Source organism: Mediterraneibacter torques (assembly GCF_044591705.1).
Taxonomy (GTDB): domain Bacteria; phylum Bacillota; class Clostridia; order Lachnospirales; family Lachnospiraceae; genus Mediterraneibacter; species Mediterraneibacter torques.
Window position 1 is genome coordinate 950,383 of the sequence record NZ_CP172594.1, and the last position, 20,700, is coordinate 971,082.

23 protein-coding genes are annotated in these 20,700 nt (G+C 39.3%); 2 read left to right on the forward strand and 21 right to left on the reverse strand.

What is annotated here, in order from left to right:
* Positions 1-3: 3 nt before the first annotated feature.
* The 5 genes from ACH9UM_RS04330 to ACH9UM_RS04350 form a co-directional block, all read right to left on the reverse strand.
* Positions 4-1,929 carry a YgiQ family radical SAM protein gene (locus ACH9UM_RS04330; protein WP_004845087.1) on the reverse strand — a complete coding sequence of 642 codons (1,926 nt, stop codon included), beginning with the start codon at positions 1,927-1,929 and terminating at the stop codon, positions 4-6.
* A gap of 10 nt (positions 1,930-1,939) precedes the next feature.
* The gene (locus ACH9UM_RS04335; RefSeq protein WP_004845086.1) at positions 1,940-2,608 is read right to left on the reverse strand and encodes an HAD family phosphatase; all 669 of its coding nucleotides are present in this window, start codon (positions 2,606-2,608) and stop codon (positions 1,940-1,942) included.
* Positions 2,602-3,387 (reverse strand): pseudouridine synthase, encoded by a 786-nt coding sequence (locus ACH9UM_RS04340; RefSeq protein WP_004845085.1) that lies wholly within the window; start codon positions 3,385-3,387, stop codon positions 2,602-2,604. The genes ACH9UM_RS04335 and ACH9UM_RS04340 overlap by 7 nt, the downstream gene beginning before the upstream one ends.
* Positions 3,384-4,790, reverse strand: a complete 1,407-nt coding sequence (locus ACH9UM_RS04345; RefSeq protein ID WP_400092059.1) for an RsmF rRNA methyltransferase first C-terminal domain-containing protein — start codon at positions 4,788-4,790, stop codon at positions 3,384-3,386. Before ACH9UM_RS04345 ends, ACH9UM_RS04340 begins: the two co-directional genes overlap by 4 nt.
* A 101-nt stretch (positions 4,791-4,891) precedes the next feature.
* Entirely contained in the window at positions 4,892-5,746 is an 855-nt protein-coding gene (locus ACH9UM_RS04350; RefSeq protein WP_009320593.1) for a M23 family metallopeptidase, read from the reverse strand.
* A 139-nt stretch (positions 5,747-5,885) separates the two neighbouring features.
* On the opposite strand from ACH9UM_RS04350, the gene ACH9UM_RS04355 reads away from it, so the two are divergent.
* Positions 5,886-6,857: a nucleoside recognition domain-containing protein gene (locus ACH9UM_RS04355; RefSeq protein ID WP_009320594.1), complete on the forward strand. Its 972-nt coding sequence runs from the start codon at positions 5,886-5,888 to the stop codon at positions 6,855-6,857.
* A 589-nt stretch (positions 6,858-7,446) separates the two neighbouring features.
* On the opposite strand, the gene tnpA is transcribed toward ACH9UM_RS04355, so the two are convergent.
* The 10 genes from tnpA to ACH9UM_RS04405 all read right to left on the reverse strand — a co-directional run bounded on the left by tnpA (position 7,447) and on the right by ACH9UM_RS04405 (position 15,310).
* Positions 7,447-7,917, reverse strand: a complete 471-nt coding sequence (tnpA, locus tag ACH9UM_RS04360) for an IS200/IS605 family transposase (RefSeq protein WP_004845078.1) — start codon at positions 7,915-7,917, stop codon at positions 7,447-7,449.
* Between the two features lie 318 nt (positions 7,918-8,235).
* Positions 8,236-8,412 (reverse strand): UPF0175 family protein, encoded by a 177-nt coding sequence (locus ACH9UM_RS04365; protein WP_004845077.1) that lies wholly within the window; start codon positions 8,410-8,412, stop codon positions 8,236-8,238.
* On the reverse strand, positions 8,405-8,548 hold the full coding sequence (locus tag ACH9UM_RS04370; protein ID WP_004845076.1) for a hypothetical protein: 144 nt from the start codon (positions 8,546-8,548) through the stop codon (positions 8,405-8,407). Before ACH9UM_RS04370 ends, ACH9UM_RS04365 begins: the two co-directional genes overlap by 8 nt.
* A 375-nt stretch (positions 8,549-8,923) precedes the next feature.
* Entirely contained in the window at positions 8,924-9,511 is a 588-nt protein-coding gene (locus ACH9UM_RS04375) for a hypothetical protein (protein ID WP_004845075.1), read from the reverse strand.
* On the reverse strand, positions 9,508-10,005 hold the full coding sequence (gene coaD / locus ACH9UM_RS04380; protein ID WP_004845074.1) for a pantetheine-phosphate adenylyltransferase: 498 nt from the start codon (positions 10,003-10,005) through the stop codon (positions 9,508-9,510). Before coaD ends, ACH9UM_RS04375 begins: the two co-directional genes overlap by 4 nt.
* Positions 9,999-10,568, reverse strand: a complete 570-nt coding sequence (gene rsmD / locus ACH9UM_RS04385) for a 16S rRNA (guanine(966)-N(2))-methyltransferase RsmD (RefSeq protein ID WP_004845073.1) — start codon at positions 10,566-10,568, stop codon at positions 9,999-10,001. Before rsmD ends, coaD begins: the two co-directional genes overlap by 7 nt.
* 121 nt (positions 10,569-10,689) lie before the next feature.
* Complete coding sequence (locus ACH9UM_RS04390) at positions 10,690-10,896, reverse strand: alpha/beta-type small acid-soluble spore protein (protein ID WP_009242677.1); 207 nt, start codon at positions 10,894-10,896, stop codon at positions 10,690-10,692.
* Positions 10,897-11,092: 196 nt separating this feature from the next.
* Positions 11,093-13,156 carry an ATP-dependent DNA helicase RecG gene (gene recG / locus ACH9UM_RS04395; RefSeq protein WP_004845070.1) on the reverse strand — a complete coding sequence of 688 codons (2,064 nt, stop codon included), beginning with the start codon at positions 13,154-13,156 and terminating at the stop codon, positions 11,093-11,095.
* Between the two features lie 116 nt (positions 13,157-13,272).
* Positions 13,273-14,937 carry a DAK2 domain-containing protein gene (locus ACH9UM_RS04400; RefSeq protein ID WP_009242679.1) on the reverse strand — a complete coding sequence of 555 codons (1,665 nt, stop codon included), beginning with the start codon at positions 14,935-14,937 and terminating at the stop codon, positions 13,273-13,275.
* 13 nt (positions 14,938-14,950) lie between these two features.
* The gene (locus ACH9UM_RS04405; protein WP_004845068.1) at positions 14,951-15,310 is read right to left on the reverse strand and encodes an Asp23/Gls24 family envelope stress response protein; all 360 of its coding nucleotides are present in this window, start codon (positions 15,308-15,310) and stop codon (positions 14,951-14,953) included.
* A 186-nt stretch (positions 15,311-15,496) separates the two neighbouring features.
* On the opposite strand from ACH9UM_RS04405, the gene rpmB reads away from it, so the two are divergent.
* Positions 15,497-15,682 carry a 50S ribosomal protein L28 gene (gene rpmB, locus ACH9UM_RS04410; RefSeq protein WP_009320597.1) on the forward strand — a complete coding sequence of 62 codons (186 nt, stop codon included), beginning with the start codon at positions 15,497-15,499 and terminating at the stop codon, positions 15,680-15,682.
* 123 nt (positions 15,683-15,805) lie between these two features.
* On the opposite strand, the gene ACH9UM_RS04415 is transcribed toward rpmB, so the two are convergent.
* The 6 genes from ACH9UM_RS04415 to ACH9UM_RS04440 form a co-directional block, all read right to left on the reverse strand.
* The gene (locus ACH9UM_RS04415) at positions 15,806-15,946 is read right to left on the reverse strand and encodes a hypothetical protein (RefSeq protein ID WP_167528104.1); all 141 of its coding nucleotides are present in this window, start codon (positions 15,944-15,946) and stop codon (positions 15,806-15,808) included.
* Between the two features lie 107 nt (positions 15,947-16,053).
* On the reverse strand, positions 16,054-16,449 hold the full coding sequence (locus ACH9UM_RS04420) for a GerW family sporulation protein (RefSeq protein ID WP_009242681.1): 396 nt from the start codon (positions 16,447-16,449) through the stop codon (positions 16,054-16,056).
* A gap of 33 nt (positions 16,450-16,482) precedes the next feature.
* The gene (locus ACH9UM_RS04425) at positions 16,483-17,460 is read right to left on the reverse strand and encodes a DUF2953 domain-containing protein (protein ID WP_004845063.1); all 978 of its coding nucleotides are present in this window, start codon (positions 17,458-17,460) and stop codon (positions 16,483-16,485) included.
* A 4-nt stretch (positions 17,461-17,464) separates the two neighbouring features.
* Entirely contained in the window at positions 17,465-17,812 is a 348-nt protein-coding gene (locus tag ACH9UM_RS04430) for a hypothetical protein (RefSeq protein ID WP_009321153.1), read from the reverse strand.
* 5 nt (positions 17,813-17,817) lie between these two features.
* Positions 17,818-19,170 (reverse strand): penicillin-binding protein 2, encoded by a 1,353-nt coding sequence (locus tag ACH9UM_RS04435; RefSeq protein WP_009321152.1) that lies wholly within the window; start codon positions 19,168-19,170, stop codon positions 17,818-17,820.
* A gap of 49 nt (positions 19,171-19,219) precedes the next feature.
* Positions 19,220-20,692 carry an FtsW/RodA/SpoVE family cell cycle protein gene (locus ACH9UM_RS04440; protein ID WP_009242686.1) on the reverse strand — a complete coding sequence of 491 codons (1,473 nt, stop codon included), beginning with the start codon at positions 20,690-20,692 and terminating at the stop codon, positions 19,220-19,222.
* Positions 20,693-20,700 lie beyond the last annotated feature (8 nt).

The following is a 20,700-nucleotide window of genomic DNA, read 5'->3' on the forward strand; positions in this document are numbered from 1 at the left end:
TCCTCATTTCTTTCTATGCACATTTCTGATTGTCTTTTTCTTATAGTTTGTTTTCTTATCTATCTTTTTATAAGCTGGCTTTTTACTTGTATTTACTTGTTTTTCACGTCCTGTATTTGTACTGTCTTTTTCACGTCCGGGACGGATCAGACACTTTGGTCCGTAGCCGACAAGATCCATTCTTCCCGTTTTTCTCAAAGCTTCCAAAACAAGGTCATAATGTTTCGGATCACGATACTGAATCAAAGCGCGCTGCATCGCTTTTTCATGCGGGGATTTCGGAACATAAACAGACTGACCGGTGCGCGGATCGATTCCCGTATAATACATGCAAGTTGAAAGCGTAGAAGGTGTCGGATAAAAATCCTGCACCTGCTCCGGCATATATCCGAGGTCACGGCAGTATTCTGCCAGTTCAACAGCTTCTTTTAACGTTGATCCCGGATGAGAAGACATAAGGTACGGGACAAGATACTGATCCATTCCGAGTCTTTCATTCATTTTCTTAAACTGTCGTGTAAACTCTTCATATATTCGATGTTCCGGTTTTCCCATCAAAGAAAGCACGGGAGCGCTGATATGTTCAGGCGCCACTTTCAGTTGTCCGCTTACATGATACTGACATAGTTCTTTTAAAAATGTATTCTTTTTATCTGCCAGCAAATAATCAAATCGGATTCCCGAACGGATAAATACTTTTTTTACTTTCGGGATCTTTCTTAATTTTCGTAATAGTGCAACATAATCACTATGATCTGCATCTATATTTTTGCAAGGAGCAGGAAAGAGACACTGCTTTGTCGCGCATACACCGTGCCGAAGCTGTTTTTCACAAGATGGATGACGAAAATTTGCGGTCGGACCTCCTACATCATGGATGTATCCCTTAAAATCTTTTTCTTCAACCATTTGTTCCGCTTCTTTTATAAGCGATTCATGACTTCTGACCTGTACAATACGCCCCTGGTGAAATGTAAGCGCACAGAAACTGCATCCTCCGAAACATCCCCTGTTGCTGATCAGGCTGAAGCGGATCTCCGAAATTGCCGGGATTCCTCCTTTCGCTTTATAAGACGGATGATAAGTCCTCATATACGGCAGATCATAAATATCATCCATTTCTGTAACACTTAACGGTTTTGACGGCGGATTCTGAACGACATATAAATGTTCCGAATAAGGTTCTGCAAGTCGTTTCCCGCTAAATGCATCCGTATTTAAATATTGTGTATAGAAGCTTTTTGCATACATTTTCCGATCTGCTTTTAGCTCCTCATAAGAAGGCAGAAACTGGGCGTCATATATTTTTTCTTTCTCTTTTATTTTAACGACAGTACCATCAATATAAGTAATTTCTTCGATTGGTATTCCCGCCTCTAAAGCTTCGGCAATCTCCAGGATCGAGCGTTCTCCCATTCCGTAAGAAACAATATCCGCACCGGAATCAAGAAGGATTGACCGTTTTAATTTATCCGACCAATAGTCATAATGTGCCATACGTCTTAAACTTGCTTCGATACCGCCCATAATTACTGCGGTCTTTTTATATTTCTGTCGTATCAGATTTCCATACACAACACAGGCATGGTCCGGGCGTTTTCCCATCTCTCCGCCTGGGGTATAAGCATCTGTTCTTCTTCGTTTTTTCGATACAGAATAATGATTTACCATCGAATCCATATTTCCGGCAGAAACAAGAAATCCCAGTCGCGGTTCTCCGTAAATACAAATACTTTCCGGATCTTTCCAATCCGGTTGAGAAATAATTCCGACACGATATCCTCTTGATTCTAAAAGACGGCTGATGATCGCATGACCAAAAGACGGATGATCCACATATCCGTCTCCGATAATATAGGCAAAATCAACGCTCTTCCACCCGCGTTTTTCCATATCTTCCCTGCATACAGGTAAAAAATCATGGTTCATATTTTTCAATTCAGCACCTTTCGTAAGTGTTTTTTAAAACGTCAAAAAAATCTCGGATAAAATAATCCGCGGCAGCCTTTTTCTCCGCTTCGTCTGCTTTTGTAAAATCATCTGCTACAGCGCACACTTCCATGCCCGCGTTCTTTCCTGCCAGAATTCCATTGATAACATCTTCAAATACAAGACAGTTTTTCGGGTCTACATTCATGTCGTCTGCGACTTTTAAATAGACATCCGGCGCAGGTTTCCCTGCCGCAACTTCCGAAGAAGTACGTACAGAATCAAAATATTTCGTCAGTCCCCGTCCGTTCAGCGCAGCTTCTGCAATTTCCCGATCATTGCTTGTGGCAATACCGAGACGGATACCGTTTTGTTTCATCAAATCCAGAAACTCAACTGCGCCGGCCTTTGGAAATACTTTCGTTGCATACAGCTCAACTGTCATATCCCGCCATTCCTGCATTACGTCTTCTACTGTTTGATTTAATGTTGTAAAGGTATCGACAAAATATTGTGCGGTCTCTACATAACTCATCCCCTCTATATCTCTGTGAAATGTATCCGGTGCAGTCAAGTGATATTTATCCATATAAATACGGTCAACTTCCGGCCAGATCCACATCGAATCTACAAGTGATCCATCCATATCAAAAATGACCGCTTTTTTTCCTGTCAACATAATTGTTCTACCTCTTCTTCTGTTAATTTTCTATATTGTCCGGGTTTTAAAGACGGATCCAATGTCAATGTTCCAAACTGAATCCTTTTTAAATAAACAACTTCTTTTCCTACCGCACGAAACATACGCTTCACCTGATGGAAACGACCTTCTTTGATTGTAAGATAGATTTCCGAATATCCGTCTTCCTTTTCATCTGTTTCATTTTTTGTTTCAGGCAATATTTTCTGCTCTTTTATCTTTTCTTTCCGCCGTTCTTTTTGTACAGAAAGAATTTCAAGCGCCGCCGGCATCGTAGGTTTTTCATCTCCGATATGTACGCCTTTCTCAAACAATCGTACATCTTCTTCTGTCACAATTCCTTTGATTTTTGCATAATAAATTTTATCCACATGCTTTTTCGGGGAAAGAAGGCGGTGCGCAAGCTGCCCGTCATTTGTAATTAAAAGAAGACCTTCTGTATCTTTGTCAAGCCGCCCCGCGGGAAATAAGTCTTTTCTTTTGCTTTCTTTGATCAGGTCTATGACTGTACGCTCTTTTTTATCTTCCGTTGCAGACACAACTCCGGCAGGCTTATTCAACATAAAATATTCATACCCTGCATAAAAGATCTTTTCTCCTTTAAATATAATCTCATCTTTTTCTGTATCAACTTTCCGCTCAGCTTTCTTTGCTATCTCTCCATTGACGGAAACGCTTCCTTTTAAGATCTCTTTTTTCACCTGACTTCTTGTGCCGCATCCCATTTCCGTCAAATATTTATCTAACCGCAATTTCATGATGACTGCCACCGCCATCCCGGCAGATACTTATTCTTCAACATCTGTCCTGACAGCTTGCCAAAACCGAGAGGATAACCGTCTACGCATACGAGATACCACCCCTTCTCTTTTGAGGAAACGAGATCTTCAACTTCCAATGTCTCTCCCTTTAAATACTTTATAATCCGTTCATCATCAACCGAAAAATCTAGTACATTTTCATATTCTTCTTTTTTCAAATTCATAGCCAGCGCCTGACTTGGCTCAAAACGCCTTTTTTTCAATTCTCCCAAGAGTAGCCCGGACCGTAAAAACCGCACTCCGTTTAACTTTGGAAGACCTTCCGGCATATAATATACATTTTCTCCCCGCATATCAATTCTGGATGAATCGAATTTTCTTTTTACATTTTTCAAAAATTCCGTAAGTTCGTCCGGTAATCTTTTTTCTTTTTCATTTTTATTTCGATTGTTTTTTTCTTTTTCCTTTAAGTTTTCTGAAACTGTCTCTTCTTCTTTTTTTAAAAGCGCGATAAAATGTCCTTCTCCTTCCATTTTATGAGGAAAAATGCGGATTGTTTTCTTTAACTGTTCATTGCCGCTCAAAGAAGCTTTTAAAATCCCATCTGAAAACCCTTCGTATCCTTTGATATCACAAATCTTAAATTGAGGGTATTCTTGTAACAGAAATTCAATCGTCTGTTCATTTTCTTCCGGTGAAAAAGTACATGTAGAATAAAGTAGCATTCCGCCCGGTTTCAGCATCTGCGCCGCTTGTGTAATAATGCTTCTTTGAATTTTTACAAAAAATTCCGGACCATGTTCTTCCCATGCCTTTACCATTTTTCTGTCCTTGCGAAACATGCCTTCTCCGGAGCACGGCGCATCGATCAAGATCTTATCAAAATACTCCGGAAAATAATTCACAAGCTTTCCGGGTTCTTCACTTAAAACAAGAACGTTTCCGATTCCGAAAAGTTCAATATTTTTCAAAAGTCCTCTTGCCCTTGAATTACTCAGGTCGTTCGCGATCAAAACTCCCGATCCGTTTAACTTTGCCCCTAACTCTGTCGCTTTTCCTCCCGGCGCTGCGCACACATCAAGCACTCGGTCTCCGGCTTCGATAGGGAGTCTGTTTGCAGGCGTCATTGCGCTTGGTTCCTGCAAATAGTACAATCCCGCAAAATAATACGGGTGCTTTGCAGGCTGATATTTTTCTCCATCATAATAAAAACCGTTTTCAATCCACGGAATCGGACGAAGCGGCCATGGAGCAATCTCTAAAAAACGATCTATTGATATTTTGGATGTATTTACACGGAGTCCATAATGGCGGGGTTCTTCATAACATTTTAAATAATCGTTATATTCCCCGCCAAGCAGATCTTGCATTTTTTCTTCAAATTCAATCGGTAGATTCATAATATTTCCTCTGTTTTCTGTTGCTTTTCACAACTCTTTTTTCATGTGTTATCTATCATATCATGTTTTGCCTCTTCATAAAAGACTTTCCGATGATTATTCTACCTGTCTGAGTATGCTTTGATTTTTCTGTTTTCAACATATTTTAACGCTGCATATGGATTGACACTGATTTCTTTTCCGTCTTTATAAATATAAATTCCAAGATGTAAGTGCACAGGAAACTTTCCTGTTGTCCCTTCTCTTTTACTGTATCCCGTATCTCCCATAAATCCGATCACATCGCCCGCTGATATAGGATCTCCTTCTTTTATTCCGGCATAAGAACTTAAGTGTGCATAATAAAAGTAAGCGCCTCCCGGTGAAGTGATTCCAACACGATACCCACCTAATTCTAACCAACCGACCGACGTTACAATCCCGTCAGTCATACTTACGACAGGAAAGTAATCCCGCTTATTGACAAACGGCATAATATCTGTCCCTTCATGTTTTCTATCTCCTTTGTAAGTCCGATCCAACATCCACGAATCTGAAAAAGAAACGTTCGCTTTCCCAAAATTAGTTTCCGCTACAGGAAAATATTCCAGGTCATTCCAGATTGCCCGACAGACACTGACATACGAGTTCCACCTCTCTGCTTTTTTCCATCTGTTTTCTGATTTTGTAATATCTCCGACTGTTTTTTCCCTTTCAAAATCACTTTCCAGCCAGTACAAACCGAGAAACTTTCCCGGATCTTCACTTTCTTTCAATTTTTTTAACACTTCATCAGATACAGGCTGTCTGCGAAAAAAATTGGAATACACAATATCTTCCGACAATCGGCTTTTCTCGCTTTGATATTGAAGTTTCGGAATCCATATAGCCGAATGCAATACGCAGAAAAACAGTACGGAAGACAAAATTGTAAAATTTTTAAAAAAGTCTCTTTTCCCTTTTTGAAACTTTCTCACACTCTGCCCCTTCCGTTTTTTGTCAATATAAAAAACACATTTTATTCTGTCTTTCACTATATGATATTTTCATACAAAAGATGTGTGCATCATAAGCATTACTATATGATTTTGTTTCTGGAAAAAAGGAGTAAAAATTGTGAAATGCTCATCTAGTAAAAACTTATTAAAAAAAATAGGTTTTCTCAATGCCGGAAGTCTGACTGTTTTTCTTTTTCTTGCAATGCTCGTTTCTCCTGATATCGTTTTTACAGGTGCTGCAGACGGACTTTTACTCTGGTTTAACACAATTTTTCCTACACTTTTTCCATTTATGTTTATTACTGCTATTCTTTTAAAAAGCGGAGGACTAAATATAATAGCAAATGTACTTGGAAAACCTCTCGGAAAAATATTTTCCGTATCTGCCGCAGGGGCATTTTCTGTTATTGCCGGATTTTTATGCGGTTATCCGATGGGTGCAAAAGTTACCGCAGATCTTGTGTGTACAAAAAAGATCGAACGCTCTGAGGCTGCTTATCTGTTATCTTTCTGTAATAATACAAGTCCTGTTTTTATCGTTAATTTTATTATACACAAGATTTTGCGTGATCGGACGTTACTTGTTCCAACGCTTATCATATTAATTGCGGTTCCGATTTTTCTTAGTTTCTTTTTCAGAAGATTTTATTTCAAACATAGTGAATCATACGGAGAATCCTTGCGCCAGACAGAATGTAAAAACAATCCGTTTTCCTTCCGCACATTCGACGAATGTATGATGGATAGTTTTGAAAACATTGTAAAGGTAGGCGGCTATATCATTATCTTTTCTGTTTTTATACGCCTTCTCACAAAATTTTCCACGGATATTCCTGCGTTTTTTTATCTTCTTCCTGTTTTGGAACTGACAAACGGAATTATCATTCTTTTTGAGAGATTCGAGAATATTGCTGTTTCATATCCGCTCATTATTGCATTAACTTCATTCGGGGGATTATGCGCGCTCGCACAGACAAAAAGTATGATTCATTCTTCCGGAATTCCTTTCATTCCATATTTAATCCAGAAAATAATAACAGCTGTAATTTCGGCCGCTGCAGCGTATGGTTATGTACTGCTTTTTTTATAATATCTACTTTCAATGGCTTTACAATATAATGAAACCTTTTACGAAAGGAGTCCGACTTATTATCTAACCTGTTGTGGTGTTAATGTCCACAAAACCATAAAGTTCCAAAACAAGGGTTGAAAGCTCCGGAACGAGCTTCCCCCCCCCTATCATTATCATAGAAAATCTTAATTACAGACTTTTCTTCATACACTCAAATTTTTAATTCGTGGAAAAGTGTTTTAAACTCATCTTCCGGCAATAAAAGTTTCAAGATAATCAACTGTGCGAACAAGTCATTTTTCCATACACATATCTTCCTTGCTCTCTTGGTAAGAAAAGTCTTTCATGAATTTTCATATCACATAAAGCATCCTTGGTACGAAAGTCAAACAGACGATCACTATGAGCACACACATTTCTGAACTTTGTCATAACTGCTAACATTATGTTAAAAATCCTTTTTTCTTCATTTCCCCGCCGCCTTTGTACTTCCCCGAAAATAAACATCCACCCGCCTAGCGGGTGGTTTTTCATTTTCGGGCATAGCCCTAATATTACTAGCCACGCACAAGTGCGTCTTTTATTGGCCTGCCAGCCACGCGCAGGATTACTTGCTACCCGTAAACGGGTCTCGCGGATCGAATAGACTAATCTGATCCATTTCCTTATCTTGTTTTAGCTGGTTGGCTATGTAACTTTTTATTGCTGCCGTGTTCTTCCCTACTGTATCAACATAGTATCCCTTACACCAAAACTCGCGGTTTCGGTATGCAAATTTCATATTTCCGAATCTCTGAAATATCATTAGGCTACTCTTTCCTTTTAAGTATCCCATGAATCCCGAAACGCTCATTTTGGGCGGGATACTCAGAAGTAAATGAATATGATCCGGACATACTTCTCCTTCGATGATTTCAACACCTTTCCATTGGCACAGTGTTCGGATTATTTCACGAATTGCTTCTTTCTTTTCGTTATAAAATACTTTCCTTCGATATTTAGGTGCAAACACTACATGATATTTGCAATTCCATTTTGTATGTGCTAAGCTTTTTACGTCTGTATTTTGTTCTGACATTATACGGTCCTCCTAATGTGTTTTTATTTACGTAACTGGCAGGTCACGTTTTTATTATACACATTAGGAGTTTTTATTTCTGAATACACCGCTAAAGCTTTCACGGAACCACGCGACTATCGCGTGGTTTTCTTGATACAATAACGAAAGGCCCCCGCAGGGGCCTTCCGGACTACGGGCTTCTCAAGTTTCCGTAGTGCGATCACTAGGTATAGTGATATCCTCAACAAACTCCTTTGTCAAGGACAACTCATACCGGTTTTATTCTATGTGCTTCCCTCATTTTTTATGTATCTGCCAGCATTTTATATCTTTTTTCTATTTCCATACGGAAACACCATTCTCTTCTAAATAGTCTATGAATTCTTTCTCCATCATGCCAGCAATCTGAGAACCCAATTCCGCAGATACCCGATATTGCTTATAAAATCCCAAAGCGGTTGCTTTTTTTGCAAAGTCTGTTACTTGTTCTATCGTTTGTTTTGTATCATACAATCGATGCCTCCCGAACTTTTCCGCTTTCCATATCCTTATATCCCGCTTCTAGCTTCTGATGAATCTCTTCCTCAGTCATGAAATCAACATTAATCGCGCCGTTCATTTTCTGCATTCCATCTAAACCTAAACCCATGCACTCTGTTTGTTCTTTCTGATCTCTGGAACACCTCCCCGTCCTTCTGAAACGATTGTAACGCTTTTTCAGACAAATGAACAGAGTTCTTCTATTTTTAATACTTCTTGAAAATGTATTTCAGATGAATGGACGCTACATCCAGATAACTGCAAAAGTTCCCATTTTTGAACACTTTCCGACACTAGATCTGTCACATTTCGAAAAGATGTCCTCCGGAAGTCGAACATGTGCACATCGGCTTTCAATACCGCTGCTTTCCGGTACAAAAGATGCCTTCCAAACAATCTTGCTTGAAAGGCATCTCTTTTTTCTTAAAAGCGTCTGCTTTTATTGTATCATATATAATTAAAAATAGTCGAAATATCCGTCACCCTAGAATAAATCGTCCTGAGAATTATATATTCCGGACTCTTCTTCTGTTGGGATATCAAGTTCTGCGCGATTTGCGCGAACGGTTTCATAACATTCCTGGAGGGAGCTGATCAGACCATCGTATTTTGTTGTATAACTATCAAGTGTATGTCCGATAATACTTTCGGCATTTGCCATAAGATCATCTGTATACTGGATTGCTCCGATCCTGATTGCATTTGCATCACTCGTTGCGTTATCTATAATCTCCTGAGCCTGTGCCGTAGCCTGCGTTACAATCTCATTTGCCTGCGCATAAGCCTGCTGCATGATCTCATGCTCGCTGACAAGCTCTGTCGTCTGTACCTGCGCTTCTTCAATCATCGCATCCGCCTTTGCCTGTGCATCCGCAAGAATCGCATCTCTGTTTGCGATAATCTTCTGATAACGTTTAATCTCGTCAGGAGTTTTCAGACGAAGTTCTCTCAAAAGCTCTTCTAAATGTTCTTTATTCACAATAATCTTGGTAGTTGACAGCGGCTGGAATTTACAGTCTCGGTCAATATACTCTTCAATCTCTTCGATAATCTGCTCAATACGGCTGCTCATTTGTTACACTCTCCTTTTGTATTCATCTTTTTTTCAAGTTCCAAAGCTACCGCCTCCGGCACGAATTGTGTTAAATCTCCCCCAAAAGCAGCAATCTCTCTTACTGTTGTAGAACTTAAATAAGAATATTCAATACTCGTCGTCAAAAACATCGTCTCAATATTCGGATCCAGTTTTTGATTTGTCTGTGACATCTGAAGTTCATATTCAAAATCTGTGATTGCCCGCAGTCCTCTTATCACAAGTCCGGCATTCATACGCGAAGCGAACTCCACTAAAAGTCCATCAAACGGAACGATTCGGATATTATCAAGATCTTTTGTCACTTCTTTTAACATTTTAACACGTTCTTCTACAGAAAACAACGGGATTTTTGCTTTATTGCTCAATACGCCGACAATTAATTCGTCAACAATTTTGCATGATCTTCGCATAATATCTATATGACCGTAAGTAACCGGATCAAAACTGCCCGGATAAATTGCTCTTAACATACTTCCTCTTTCCCCGCCTTCTCGATAAACAGGTGCTTATTCGTTTTATACGTTTTTTCTCTGATAATTTCAAATCCCAAATCCTGTAAATACGAAAAATCAGTTTCTTTTGACGCTTCCACAATGATCTGGGTATCTTCATAGACAAGACTTGAATCCGATAAATATTCTAATACCCTCTTTTCGAATCCTCTGTCATACGGAGGATCCAAAAAAATATAATCAAATACCTTTTCACCTTCCAGCTTGTAAAGCGCATTCATAACATCTGTAGTCAATGTAACCGCCTTGCCTTCTAATTTGGTAAACTTCAGATTGTCTTTAACACACATCATTGCCTTCGGATTATTCTCTACAAAAACAGCTTCGCGAGCTCCTCTGCTGAGCGCTTCAATTCCGATCCCGCCGCTTCCCGCAAAGAGATCAAGAAATACACAGTCAAACATTGACGGACCGATCATATTGAACAGTGTTTCTTTGATACGGTCAGTCGTTGGTCTTGTGTCCATCCCGTCTAAAGTTTTTAATCTGAGACTTCTTGCACTTCCTGCAATTACACGCATAAAATGACACCTCGTTTTCTTTAACAACTACGCAAAATTTTATCAGAAAAAGACGTCCGGGTCAATCCCGGACGTCTTTTTCTTTGTAATAGGGACGAGCTTTTTTATCGAAAAAACGATGTTATTTGCCTGCCATCTGTTTTTCCTGCTGCTCGATCATTTTCTTGACCATATATCCGCCAACAGATCCGTTCTGTTTCGATGTGAGGTCTCCGTTATAACCGTCTGTCAACGGTACTCCTAACTCACTTGCCACTTCATACTTGAATTTGTCCAGAGCGCCCTTTGCCTCCGGTACTGCTGCTCTGTTAGATGAACGATTTGCCATGATCAATTTCCTCCTTTTGCATTTTAACGACATTTATCGTTTTCGTTTGTTGTAACAATTCTTCCGGCTGCACATGTATGTAATCTGCTTTCTATGCAGCCGGTTACGATACATTTGCTTCCGTTTGTTTTGTTACGCTCATAGTATATGGAGGACAACAATTTTTAAACTGGCAATTTTTTACACCTTTCATCCATTACAACGTCGTTTCTAACATAATCTGTTGAATCTTATGATCGATATGATTTTTTATTTTTTTATAAGAAGGGTCTTTTAATTCAGGATCTCTTTTTAAAATTTTATTTGCTTCTTCGCCGGCGATTTTTAACACTTCTGCATCCTGAAACACATCTGCAATCTTAAAGTCAAGAATCCCGCTTTGACGTATTCCGAACAGATCTCCCGGTCCTCTAAGACGCAGATCTTCCCCGGCGATAAAGAAACCGTCGTTCGAGCGGTTCAAGATTTCAAGTCTTTCTTTTGTCTCGTCCGATTTAGACGCAGACATAAAAATACAATAAGATTGATATCCGCCTCTTCCGACACGCCCGCGAAGCTGATGAAGTTGGGCAAGTCCGAAACGCTCCGCATTTTCAATAAGCATAACTGTTGCATTTGGCACATCGATCCCAACTTCAACAACAGTTGTAGATACAAGTATCTGAATTTCATTTTTCCCAAATGCAGACATTATCTCATCTTTTTCCTTCTGCTTCATTTTTCCGTGAAGGCAGCCTACATGAATACCATCCCCCAATTCTTCTGCGAGCATTTGCGAGTAGTCGATAACATTTTCGGCATCCAGACTTTCACTTTCCTCTACCATCGGACAGATCACATAGCATTGTCGTCCCTCTAAAACCTGTTTTCTCATAAAACGATATGCTTTTTCCCGATATTCAGTATTTACGACACAATTTTTTATCGGCAATCTGTTTTTTGGCATTTCATTGATAATAGAAATGTCAAGATCGCCATATAAGATAATTGCAAGCGTCCGCGGGATCGGAGTCGCGCTCATTACAAGAATATGAGGTGTCTTCCCTTTTTGCGCCAGTGTTTCCCTTTGTCTTACCCCGAATCGATGCTGCTCATCCGTAACAACTAACGCAAGATTACGATATAAAACCTTCTCCTGTATAAGCGCGTGGGTTCCGATTATAATAGCGGCTTCTCCTGATTCAATTCGGGCATAAGCTTTCTTTTTCTGACTCATTGTCATTGACCCTGTCAAAAGTTCTGCTTGAAGCGGGATTTTATATTTTTCCAACATTTCAGATATGTTTTCATAGTGCTGAACCGCCAATACTTCCGTCGGCGCCATAAGCGCACCTTGATATCCGTTTAATGCTGACAGCAAAAGCGCCAAAAATGCAATGATCGTTTTTCCGGATCCGACATCTCCTTGAACAAGCCGCGACATGACGTTTTCACTTTGCATGTCACTTTTAATCTCCGTCCAAACTTTCTCCTGAGCATTTGTAAGATGATATGGAAGAGCTCCTAAAAATTGTTCTATCTCCGGACGATCTGCAAAATGAAATGGATTTTCGCTGCGATTTTCGGACTCCTTCATTCTACGCAGTGATAAAATAAAAAGAAGAAATTCTTCAAACACAAACCGTTTTCGTGCCCGGACAAAATCCTCTTTTTCTCTCGGAAAATGCATCGCGTAAATTGCTTCTTCATATTTCGGAAAAGAGTATTTAAGCCGAAGCTCTTCCGGAAGAATATCCTGTTCATCATCCAAAAAAGACAGTGCTTGTTTTACAGCTTTAATGACAGAATTATTCGTCAAGCCGGCTGTCAGGCTATATACCGGCTGCATTGTATCTCTTTTTTCCTCATACTTTGATGACGGATAGAATATTTCAGGATGTTCCATTACGATTTCATTTTTCTTTCTTACGATACGACCGCGCAGAACAAGTGTCCCGCCTTTTGCGAGTGTATTCCTCAAAAACGGCATTCGATACCATATAACTTTTAAAGTACCGGTCACATCTTTTAAATGTAATGTTGTTATCTGCATTTTAGAATTTGTCGATACTTGAATTCTGCCGAAAACCATACCTGCTACTGTACAAACTTTTCCTTCTTCTACTTCACCGACAGAAATCGGATCTTCAAAAATCTCAAATCCTTTCGGATAATAACGAATCAGATCTTCAACTGTATCTACTCCGATTTTTTGAAACAATTTTTCTGTCTTTTCTCCGATTCCTTTTAAGGAACTGATCTTTCTTTTTTCCACTTTCATTCCCGCCTATTTTTCTATCTGCCTATGTGATCTGATATATTTTGAGGCGTTCCCCCTTATGGAAGAGCGCCTCTTTATATCATATATTACTGCTTAGTTATAAAAATTTTGTTCTGTTATTCTACGGAGAGCACATAATAATAAATCGGCTGTCCTCCCATGTGTACATCCACATCTACATCAGGATACAACTCTTCCACTTCCTGCGCAAAATTTTCCGCATCTTCTTCCAAAACGTCCTGTCCGAAATACAGGCTGATCAATTCGGATTCTTCATCGACGAGTTGTGCAAGCATCTCTTTTGTCGTCTCTTCAACAGACTGTCCGACTGCGAGAATTCCCCGATCTCCGATTCCCATTATATCGCCTTCATGTATTTCTTTGTCATCAATGTGCGTATCACGGACTGCATATGTGACCTGTCCGGTCTTTACGTTTTTGATTGCTTCTTCTAACGCTTCAATATTTGTATCTACGTCCGCTTCCGGCATGTAACTGATAATTGCGGTAATTCCCTGTGGAACAGTCTTTGTCGGAATAACAATAATATCTTTGTCATCTGTTAATGACTGTGCCTGATTCGCCGCAAGGATAATGTTTTTATTGTTCGGAAGAATAAAGATATGGTCTGCATTCACTTCATCGATCGCACTGAGCATATCATCTGTACTCGGATTCATTGTCTGTCCGCCTTCAATGATATAATCTGCACCGAGCTCTCTGAAAATCCCATTCATTCCTTCACCGATAGATACGGCTATAAAACCAACCGGCTTTCTCGGTTCTTTTTTCTTCTTCTCAGATGCCTGTTGAGCTGCCGCTTTTTCTGCGTCTTTGATCAGTTTTTCCTGATGCTCTTCCCTCATGTTATCAATCTTCATTCTGGAAAGCTGACCGTATGTGAGCGCTTTTTGAATCGCAAGTCCCGGATCGTTCGTGTGTACATGAATTTTCACAATATCATCATCGGCAACACAAACGATCGAATCGCCGATCGATTCAAGATAAGCTTTAAACTCTGCTTCATTCTTATCTGTAAATTCTTTTTCTGTCATGATAATAAATTCTGTACAATAGCCAAACTTAATATCCGCTTCCGCCTGCTGGGAAGGTTTTACCATTTTTGTTCCGCCGCTTGCTTCGATTGCCGCATAATCTATTTCTTTTCCAAGAAATGCATCATACGCCCCATGAATCACTTCAAGCAATCCCTGTCCTCCGGAATCTACAACTCCCGCTTCCTTTAATACCGGGAGCATCTCCGGTGTCTGAGCCAAAACTTCTTCCGCATATTTGATCACTTCAGGAATGAAAACTTCCAAATCTTCCGTCGTCTCCGCAAGTTCTTCCGCTTTCCTTGAGATTCCTTTTGCAACAGTAAGGATCGTTCCTTCTTTCGGTTTCATAACCGCCTTATAAGCTGTTGCTGTTGCACGTTCACATGCCTTTGCCAAAATCACCGCATCGATCTCTTTATGTTCTCTGATCTCTTTTGTAAACCCTCTGAGCAGCTGTGATAAAATTACTCCCGAATTACCGCGAGCTCCTCTAAGAGATCCTGAAGAAATTGCCTTTGCGATTGTCAACATATCCGCATTTTCAAGAGATTGTACTTCTTTTGCCGCAGACATAATAGTAAGTGTCATATTTGTTCCCGTATCGCCGTCGGGAACCGGGAATACGTTCAGTTCATTTATAAATTCTTTTTTTGCTTCCAGATTGGCCGCACCTGCAAGAAACATCTTGCGGAACAGCTCTGTATTTATCGTTTTCACTGCCACGAAAATATCCTCCTTAATCAATCACTCTTACACCTTCAACAAAGATGTTGATCTTTTCTACCGCCATTCCGGTAAACTCCTCAACCTTATACTTTACATTGCTCATAAGATTGTCAGAAACAGAAAGGATATTCACGCCATATGCAACGATTACATGAAAATTCAATGTAATTTCATTATTATCAGAAATCGTCACTTGAATTCCATGTGTCAGACTATCTTTTTTCAGAAGACGCACAAGTCCGTCCTTCATATTTACAGCCGCCATTCCGACAATTCCGAAACACTCAACAGCAACGGAACCCGCATATTTGGCGATCACTTCCGGATTGACCGTGATAATGCCAAGATCTGTGCTCATACTTCCTTTCATAATATATACCTCCGGTTCTTTCACACAATTTTGCCATAAATAACATGTTTATTATACTATCACTTCTAACATTTTACAATATACATTCGTTTTTTTTAAAAAATACTTGCAATACTGAAATGTTTCTGATAGAATATCAGTGTTATGAGTCTATATGACGAGTTCAGATTGTTAGGAGGTGCAGTCATGGCTAAATGTGCTATTTGTGAAAAGGGTGCTCATTTTGGTAACAATGTAAGCCACTCTCATAGAAAAACACCGAAAATGTGGAAATCAAATGTAAAATCCGTCAGAGTCAAAACAGAAGGCGGTTCCAAAAAAATGTATGTTTGTACATCTTGTCTGAAGTCCGGACGCGTTGAGCGCGCTTAATCAGACACACATCATCGGAAACAATGACACGGAAAAAGCGGATCTGTAAATTCAGATCCGTTTTTTATGTCATTGTTTTTACGTTTCAAGAAAAAACATAATACCGCTTCTTTATTTTTCTTTTTAACAACAGCAAAAAAGCCGATATCCGACAAGCAGAAACAAAATAATCAAAATAACTCCCCAAATAACGTTTGGAAGCATCATCATTATAAACATTCCGATCGCCATCCAAAATAATGCAAAGCCACATATTTTTTTCATATATCGTATTCACTTTCGGGAAGCTTCTTATTCTACCCTATGCACATTCCTATAAATCCAGAACTATATTATATCATTCAAAATAATATACCGCTTACTTTTCTTTTTTATTTTTCTATTTCGGCATCAAGAATATCGTTTACTTCCTTCTCTGTCATACGTTCATCTTTTCCCGTAAAACGATCGACAACATCAGGAACCATATCAAGAATTTTTGTGATTGTATCCTGGTTTTTCACATTTACGAGCTTTGTCTTCCCTCCCTGTATAACGATCACGGCGCTCGGAGACATTTTACCTCCGATTCCCCCCATTCCTTTTTCTTTTTTATCTGCCGAAGAAGAACCTGCACCGATTCCAAAAGAAACGTCTACAAGGGGAAGGATAATTGTATCATTAATATGAATCGCATCTCCGACAACTGTTTTTGAAGATACGACCGCATCCATACCTTTAAAAAGAGCCTCTACCGTTGATTTAAAATTGTTATTACTGTCTGCCATTTTTTTCATTCCTCCTGTTTGAACTTCCAAATATCATAACTTTAATTTTTTCAAATGCGTGACCGTTATTCTCACATTCTTATCCATAAGCATATGAAAAGCAAATAAAAACAAATAAAGAAGTCTTATCTTTCCTTCAATATGCAGATCCATCTCAAAGACTTTATGTTCAAAATCCGGTATAATCTCGGTCTGCCCCTCCAAGAAAGGATAAATAATACTTATTAACGCGAGAATATAGCCTGTAACTGACGGATCTTCAAATCCAAACTTCGCTTTTATTGCGGCTTTTCGGGGACGTAATTTTATTGCGAATTGTTTTGTTTCTTTAATAAGTTTTGAAAATGCATTTTTGTGAATCTCATTTTTCAAGAACTGTTCAAGAACTTCTTTTTTCTTTATTAATGTTTTTATATTATCACATAATTTCCGAAATGTGTATTTAATCTTCTCTCCAAATGACTTCGAAGAACTTTTTCTATTTTTCGGAATTTTTTTTACTTCATCCGCTTCCCTCTCAAAACCTGTATTTTTTTCATCTGTCTGTATTTCACGGATACTTTTTGTATCAATTGTATTTGATTCGGGAAGTACTTTTGTATCGCTGCCTTCCCCGCCCTTTGTATCATCTGGCTTTGAAAAATTTTTTTCCTTCTCTTGATCTTTCTCTCTTTCCGGATCTTTTCTTTTTGAACTATCGGTTTCGTTTCTTATATTTTTTTTGTCTTTATCGTTTCCTTGTATTTCGGCATTTCCAAACTTTTTCCAAGCCGCTCTTATATTCCACGTCAAATTCCCATTATCATAACAGATTTCTCCCGAAATAAACGGTTTTATCCAATAGAAACGCAGCTTTCCCAAAATACTTTTCCCGAATTCTTCTGCAGTTAAATCGAATCGATACCCCGCCGGAGCAAAAAGAACTGTTATAACTGCAACTAACATAAGTCCTGCTAAAACAAGTATCAAAAATCCAAGTATTTTTAAGATAAGGAGTATGATATGTAACATTTGCCTACCGCCCTTTTTTCTCGTATTCAGCCTGATCTGTTAAAAGAAACTGTCTTGCATTTGCACTTTTGGTTTCTTGATATACGTCTTGAACAATTTCTTCAACAAGGAAAAGCGCTTCATCATATCCATCTGCAATTCCGATCACAAAAAGCTTTGAATGTTCAAATATGGATTGTTTTAGCAAGACGCTTGAAAAAAATTCCAGTTGATTTTGTTCTCCCTGAGATAATGTAATAACATATACTTGCGGCTGAAGTTTATTTTCCTTCAGCCTTTTTACTATTTTTCCCTTTTTCTTCTGCCAGCATTCACTAACATATAGATTATGATAAAACTCTATCTGACTCATAAACTTCACCGATTATAATAAGAATCCAGAACAGCTCCTGCGATAGATACCGCTTTTCCTCCTGCACTTCCGTCGGAACCTTCTGTAATAACAGTGATCACAAGTTCCGGATTGTCAACATTTGTAAATCCCGTAAACCATGAATGCGTTTTTTCTCCGTCTGTCATACTATATTCAGCCGTTCCTGTTTTTCCCGCGACCGTATATGACCTTCCGCTTAATACCGAACCGGTTCCTTCACTTACAACAGCCGCCATGTACTCTTTTAACTGTGCCGCTTCTTCTGACGTCATGATCCGTTTATAACTTTTCGGAACATTCTTTTTCACTTCCGTACCGGTGTAATTGGTCACTTTATCTACATAATAGGGTTGCATCAATGTACCGCCGTTTGCAATCGTCTCCGTGATCAGCGCCATATGATACGGACTTACCATTGTTTTTCCCTGTCCCATTGCCGTCATCATAATTTCTGCGGAACCGGACTTCGCATCAAGCACGAAGGAACTTTTTGTATAATCCATAACGCTTGGAAGTTTCTTATTGAACAATAAGCTTTCCGCCGTTTCCCGATAGCCGTCCACGTCAAGGCTTAAGCCGATATTTGCAAATGATGCATTACATGAGTTTGCAAAAGAACTTCTCAAATCTTCGTATCCATGTACCGTTCCGTTAAAACAGCGAATTGTGACATTGTCTTCTGTAATGGATCCCTGACAGTCATAAGAATACGAGTTATAATCCGTATCCTGCCGCATATAAGCAAGAGCAGTCACAATTTTAAATACAGAACCCGGAGCATAAGACCCGTTCGTAGCCCGATTCAAAAGCGGACTGTTTTCCTCATCCGTATTTAGGATCTCCCAGTTTTCAGCAAGCGTATTCGGATCAAAATCAGGCTTTGAAACAAGAGTAAGTATTTTCCCTGTGTCTGCCTCCATCACAATAACCGCTCCTTTGTTCTCTCCGAGCGCATCATAGGCAGCCTGCTGAAGTTCTGCATCAAGTGTTGTAACAACTGTGTCTCCCTGATCTTTTTCTCCTTTAAATTCATTTTGAATCTTTTCCATAAAAAATGCATTTGAAGTAAGAAGATCAAAATTCTGCGCGGACTCAAGTCCTGTTTTTCCAAACTGTGAATCATTATATCCGATAACATGGGAGAACAGCGAGCCGTACGGATACGTTCTTGTCTCTGTTCCGTCTTCGTCCACTTCCGTTGTTGCAAGTACATTGCCATTTCTATCTGTAATATCTCCTCTGACAACGCTTTGTGCAAAAGAATCCTGCCTTTGATTATAAGGACTATTGACAAACGTCTTGGCTTTTACAGTTGTGAAATAAACGAGGTACCCCATCAATGCAATAAACAAGATCACAAAGAAATATGTAATTTTAGCGAAATCTTTATTTTGTGCGCGTTCCCGTTTTTTTCCGCGGCCTCTGTCTTGGGACTTCTTCGAATTTCGGTCCGCTTTTTGCCGTCTTTCGGGGCGCTGTTCTTCCCACGCCATTTTTTCTTTTCCTTTCTTTTCTTAGTTTTTCTTTTTCCCGTTCCTCTTCTTCATCTTCTCTTATAATATATAGTCCCTGAATGATTCCAAACATAATCATCGTACTTAACATCGAACTTCCGCCATAACTTACAAACGGCAAAGTCATTCCTGTAGACGGAATAAATTTTGTGACGCCTCCTATTTGCAGGAAAACCTGAAAAATATAACACGTTCCCAATCCAAGTGCGATTAACTTATAAAAATTATTTCTCAATTCCATTGCAATATTCAGAAACATCACATAACAGCTTACACAGATCAAAATCAGACAAAGTGCGTAAATCACTCCCATTTCTTCTGTAATAGCAGAAAAGATAAAATCTGTCTCCGAAACAGGTATCGTATCCGGCTGTCCTTTAAAAAGTCCTGTCCCAAACCAGCTTCCCGTACCGATCGCAAACAACGATTGTGCCACTTGATAACCGCTTCCGCTGTACGTCCCGATGGGATCCTGCCACGCCTCTACCCTGACCTGAATATGCGAAAACAAATGATAACCGACAACTGCCGCGGCTGCTCCGGCTCCAAGTCCCGCTATCGCATACAGCCATTGTCTTGTCGCGACAAAAAGCATAACAAGATAAACAACAAAGAAGATCAGTGCCGCTCCCAAATCCGTAGAGAGAACTAAGATCAATACATGTGCTGCCGCAATCGCAGTTGTCACAACGATATTTTTAAATTCTTTTGATTTATTCAGACTTGCTGCAACAAAAAATACAAAAATAATTTTTACGAACTCAGACGGCTGTATATTTATGCCTGCAATTTCGAATCCCAGCTTTGCCCCGCCGGAAATCTGTGCGAACAATGCAACTGCAAGAAGAGCTGCTCCTCCTACTGCCGCATAAATATATGTCCACTGATCAAGGAACTTCATTTTTCGGATCAAAACCGGAACAACAAGTCCAAAGGTAATTCCCAAAGCAACAAATACAAGCTGTCTTACCGCCGTGCCGTAAGGAGACGGATTATCTGCGGACAATCTCGTGATCATGATCATCCCGACAGTGATCAGCATACACATATTATTTACAACAAGCCTTGACACATTCGGATAAATCAAATTATACAAAAGAATGACCGCAAGAAGAATCACCGTCAATACTGCATATAAAAACAAGATCCGAATATCTTTTGTTGCCAAATACATTGTACCAAACGCTGCAAACTGCAAAAGAAACATCAATACATCCTGCCGGATAAGCACTCTTTTTTCTTCATCTTCATAATTTCTCGTAAAAATCGAGAAACAGGAAAACGTATAAGCAGCCATAAGTATGATAATTACATATTTAGATAATTGAATGATAATATTTACCACGTTATTTC